This window comes from Tychonema sp. LEGE 07196, assembly GCF_963890365.1.
Classification (GTDB): Bacteria; Cyanobacteriota; Cyanobacteriia; order Cyanobacteriales; family Microcoleaceae; genus Microcoleus.
The window spans coordinates 1-4,926 of the sequence record NZ_CAWPRX010000181.1 but is presented as its reverse complement, the minus strand read 5'-3'; the positions used below and the strand labels follow the sequence as shown (position 1 = coordinate 4,926).

Genomic DNA, 4,926 nt, shown 5'->3' with positions numbered 1-4,926 from the left:
TCAGGCTGTCGGTGATGACTACGTTGGTCGCGGTACTAGGGCCGTTGTTGCTAGTAGTAATGGTATAAATCAGCGTATCGCCCGCCTCGATGGTTGCCGGAGCAGTCTTTTGGGTGACAATATCGGCCGCAGGACTGACGCTGGTGGACACGGTGGCGTTGGGGTCGGTACCGTTGTTGTTGCCAGGAGTCAAGTCGGGAGTGATCGAGCTACTTCTGGCAGTGTTGCTGATGGAAGTTGCTGTCAGGGGTACTGTGAAGCCGATCGTCCGGTTGACTGTCTCACCGTTGGCGATCGCCACGGGTGGGAAGGTAACAATTCCTGTCACTGCATCGTAAGTGCCCTCGTTAGATGCCGTGACTCCCGTTAATCCGGGAACGATGCTGTCAGTGATGGTTACAGCTTGTGCCGGACTGGGGCCGTTGTTGAGTGTGGCGATGCTGTAGCTGACCGAGCTGCCGGGGATAGCAGTGGTAGAGCCGGTTTTGGTGGTTGCCAGATCGGCGTTGGGCGTAATAGTTGTCGTAACACTAGAGTTGGTCGGAGTTCCCTCTTTGTTGGTGGTGGAGCCGTTGTTGTTACGGTTGTTCGGGTCGGGAGTCGCCGATCGGCTCCGAGCCGTGTTGCTGATGGTGTTAAGCGTGGCTGGCGCAACGAAACTGACGGTGCGGGGCTCAGTCGCCCCGTTTGCCAGCGTCGCCACCGGTGGAAACGAGACAATGCCGGTTTGTGCGTCATAGCTCCCGCCGTTGGAAAAGCTGACTCCTGTTAAACCCGGAATAATGCTGTCAGTGATGGTCACGTCGATGGCTGGGTCGGGCCCTCTATTAGTCGTGTTCAGCGTGTAGGTGACGGTTGACCCGGCCGCAGCAGTCAGATTGCCGCTCTTGGTAGTGACTACATCCGCGACTGTATTGACAATTGTGGTAAAGACTACACCAGGCCCATCGACTTGCCCCGGCGGGAATATAGCGGTGTTGTTGCTGAGGTCAGGGTCGAAAGTCGAGCTATTGCTGAATGCAATGTTAGAAAAAGTGGTACCGACAGGTAAATCAGACCGCACATTAACTGTCACGCTGTAAGTGAGAGTCTCGCCGGGATTGAGAACGGGAACTACAGGCCAGGTGACAGACTTCGTTTGGTTCTGGTAAGTGCCATTATCCGAGAGATTGAGAATTGGCGGGTTTCCGGGGGGAATGAGCAGTTCAAAAGGTATTTCGTCTTGAATCTTGACGTTTCTAGCCGGTGCTGGCCCTTTGTTGACAGTTGTAATCGTGTAGGTAATGCTGCCCCCTGGCTTGATGAACGCAGGGCCGGTCTTGATCGTGCTCACGTCAGCCGAGATAGTCGGAGGATTTACCGTCTCGACTACCAGGTTTTGAAGTTCGTGAATGTTGTTGGCACCTCCTGTGGAACTGCCAAAACCAAATTTGAAAATTGGCGGTACTGGGCCGTTTTTGGTTGCCAAGTTGGGGATGTCGAGCACTGTAGTTTCGTAGGTGCCGTCAAAATCCCTATCGAAGGCAACGCTGAGGCGATTGGGATCCACCTTGTCGTTAGATGGATTTAGGGTAACTTGAACGGCTCTTTTGGCTGCATTGCGATCGCTCGTGAACGTATTGCTGAAATTAAAACTGCTGCCGGCAACAGGGCCACTAAAGTCAATGCTCGTAGGAATGTTATCGATGCCGAAGGGAACGATCGCATTTGTTAAAAACGAATAACTATTTGCTTGATTTCCTCTAATAGTTACTGAATCAGGTCTGAAAGAACCAATAGAGGAGCCGGGAATCGAAGGAGGCTCCGGGCCAGAGCGCCCTTCTGTGGATGTTGAAAAATTGCCAAACTCGTCAAGCCCAATGCCTAAATAACCTCCGTCAATACCGGGTGTACCCGTTCGTGGAGCATAAGCCAGAGAACCGCCAAAACCCCCAGTCCTGGTTGGGCTAACAGTGCCATCAATCAAGAAGAAACCCAGCCCGTCTCCTGGCTGAGGGCTAATAAAGCCTTGCGGAGACGGAAATTGCTGGCTTGAACCGTAGGAATAAAAATCAAACTTAACTCTGATACCGTCGGTTGAAGGAATGGGGTTGTTGTAGATGACGAAGGCTTCCCGGTTGTTTACTGCTGGAGTTAATCGCAGGGCGCCATCGCCTGGAACACTGCCTCCGACTGCCGGAAGTATGCCGGATACAGTCCCTCCGGTAATGCCGGGGATATCTTGAGAAGATGCTGGCCCCCCAGCCGGATTGAACAGCGCACCGCCTGTTCCCCCGTAAATCCAAGGCCCCCTAACTGTGGCGTTCTTGAAAGTTTCGTTAACTAATGTGCCTAGGGTGTAGCTGTATGCTTCGAGCGCTGCTTTTTCAATGGCGATACTCGCCTCGATTTCCCCTGTCGCAAATTCTAATTTCCAGTCGCCGCCTATTGCCGCGCTCCCCGTCAAGTTGTCGGAGGCTGCAATATCTGCACCACTAATTGCCTTCAGCCGCCGCACGAAGGCCCGGCCGCTTTCTCCGGCTGCGACGCTGCACCCGCACAACAAGATAGCTCCTCTCTCGCTGATGCTTTTTCCCCACTGCTGCAACAAATGGCTGTAGGTTTCTATGTTGTCGCTGCTCAGGGCGATCGACCCTAGTTGCACTGCTGCTTCTCGACCGTGAGAAATTATTTGCAGGCTGTCTAAATTGCTACAACTAGCCAAAATTTTAGTAATTTGCTCGACTCCATCCCGCTGCGAGTCGAGTATAAATACTTCTGTACCTGCTGTTGCTCCGCTTGCCAAGCTGTCGTATTGCTCTACTCTGGCATCGAGGAACAGCACATTTTTTACACTCGGGGCGATCGGCGATTCTGTTGCTGGCAAAAATTCTGTTTGGGAGTTCCCAATTCCCGCGCCCTCATCGTTTTTTGAGGAATACAAACACCAGTCTCCATTTACTTGTTGTATTTTTTGAACGGGATCAGTTGCTGTTATTCGGGATTTTTTGTTAGTAAGGCTTGCGGTGGTATTGCTTACTTTTTGGGTTGTGAAAATTGGTTTGTTGCAGATGCTTTGCATGGTAGAATTTCCTGAATAATAACTGCCGTAAGATGCCCGTTTCAAGATGATAGCGACATCGAAAAAAAAAGCTTGGATTGCAGAGTTATCAGCTCTGCAGCTTGAATGTAATCGAGAGCAAGAGGCTTATTTTACTCAGCACAAAACTGTGCTATCTTGCTCTTTGATAGCATTGCAAATATAGCCCGCGCAACCGCTGAAGATAGGGAAATTAAATTCCACCAATCTATCTATTGGGAGATATTTCGCATTCGATTTTGGCGATCGAGTGTATTTTTATACTCGCAAATTTCTTACATCCGGCAACAGACAATAACAATAATTCTCAAAAGTTTATTTTATGAGGTTTCTGTCGATCGTCCAATGCAGTTTACGGGTAGAGAAATTTCACTATTTCTGAACTAAGAAACCGGGCTTGACAGACAAAAAGAGTTCCTTGCAGCCCTCACTCCCGGTAAAAAACCCGGTTTCTTGAGTTTTGGTGCGCTAGCCCCGTTCGCAATCGCCCAAAGAGATGAATTAAGGATGGGATTGCTAGAAAGCGGCCGGGACATAATTAGACCGACAGCATCCAAAACCTGCGATTAAACTGAAACATACATACCCTGTAGCGACGAGGTGTCTTAAAAATTTATGAGTTGCAGTCTGGAGACAACAATTCTGGTTTGAGACTGCGTTTATTTGCACAAAAACAGATTGGTACAGCTAGCAAGAAACTTCTCACTCAAACTGTCAACTTATAGTCTTCTAGCGAGTTTATGTTTGAGGTTAATGGTCGGGACAATTGTTTGTACACAATTTTTCATGATGTTTTGCAGAAATCGAGTTGCAGATGTGTTTGTCAGCTACTGGCGATTTTTATTCGCTCATTTTTTCAACTGCAGGAGGGCGTCTAGGAGACTAGGAACTGGCTTGATCCTAGATTTTTCGCCACCAAACTCAGATTTATTCTCTAAACCTGGTTTTTGGGTGCAAGTCCTCAACTAGAAAAGCACCGCATCGCAGTCTGCCACTTATAGCAACTGTAACCAAGCAATACTGCTCGATTAATTTTTAATTGCTGAGTTTTGGCACGGCTTGTGCTGAAAAAGATCCAGCAACAATCCTTACACTTAAGTACATACTAACTTATCAATTACTGCATCAGCAAATTTACGTAGATAGTAGCCCCATTACAAGCTATATCTTTTCACCGCGAACGTCAAGAGTTCTGGCTTGATAGTACCGACAATCAAGACAGGGCCCTGAAGGGTTGACTGCACAACGGATCTAATTAGAGCGGGCGTTATACTCGCAAGTGATATCGCCGATCGCATAACCGAGGTCTTCTACGTAAGTGCGATCGACCGTTGCTAGTTGATTTCGCGCAGGTATTTTTGCTACCGCCAGCCCGGCCGCTGCAATTCTATCTCGGGCTTGGGGCCGATCGCATCACCCACAAAGACAGCAGCGACGGAGCTAAACCTATGAAAATAATCAGGATAGTAGTTAGTACATTTAGTCATACCAATTTTAAAAAAGAATGCAACAGTGTTCTTGTCCCCCCCCTTTACAAGGGGGGCTAGGGGGGGTCGAAGAGTGTTGCACGATTTTAGAAAAATGGTATCAACTTGTGTGGGGAATATTTTCTTTAATTTAGGCGATCGACAACAGAAAATCATCCGCCGAGAGACGGTTTTCAATCATAAAAGTTCCCGGCAAAGTTTCAAACTTGCCGGTACGTTAGCCGTTTGCTGGCTGCTGCTCGCGGGAGAGCGGTTATTTTACCAAACTAGACAGGAGAAACCGGGTTTAGTTCAAAAACAGACAAGCCCGTAATATAGCAATCCTAAATGAATCGTAAACTTTTTACCCCACCCCAACCC

General features: G+C 48.7%; 4 protein-coding genes. 1 reads left to right on the top strand and 3 read right to left on the bottom strand.

The features are described from left to right. The 3 genes from AACV78_RS21455 to AACV78_RS21445 form a co-directional block, all read right to left on the bottom strand. Positions 1-2,923, bottom strand: a 2,923-nt coding sequence (locus AACV78_RS21455) for a DUF4347 domain-containing protein (RefSeq protein WP_228042728.1), incomplete at its 3' end; no start/stop codon positions are given. 1,317 nt (positions 2,924-4,240) lie between these two features. Beyond that, positions 4,241-4,330 (bottom strand): DUF6464 family protein, encoded by a 90-nt coding sequence (locus AACV78_RS21450; RefSeq protein ID WP_339383752.1) that lies wholly within the window; start codon positions 4,328-4,330, stop codon positions 4,241-4,243. Positions 4,331-4,440: 110 nt separating this feature from the next. Then, on the bottom strand, positions 4,441-4,566 hold the full coding sequence (locus AACV78_RS21445) for a hypothetical protein (RefSeq protein ID WP_255512908.1): 126 nt from the start codon (positions 4,564-4,566) through the stop codon (positions 4,441-4,443). Between the two features lie 94 nt (positions 4,567-4,660). Here AACV78_RS21445 and AACV78_RS21440 point away from each other — a divergent pair, with 94 nt between their 5' ends. Continuing rightward, positions 4,661-4,879, top strand: a complete 219-nt coding sequence (locus tag AACV78_RS21440; RefSeq protein WP_194008303.1) for a hypothetical protein — start codon at positions 4,661-4,663, stop codon at positions 4,877-4,879. The last annotated feature ends 47 nt before the right edge of the window (positions 4,880-4,926 follow it).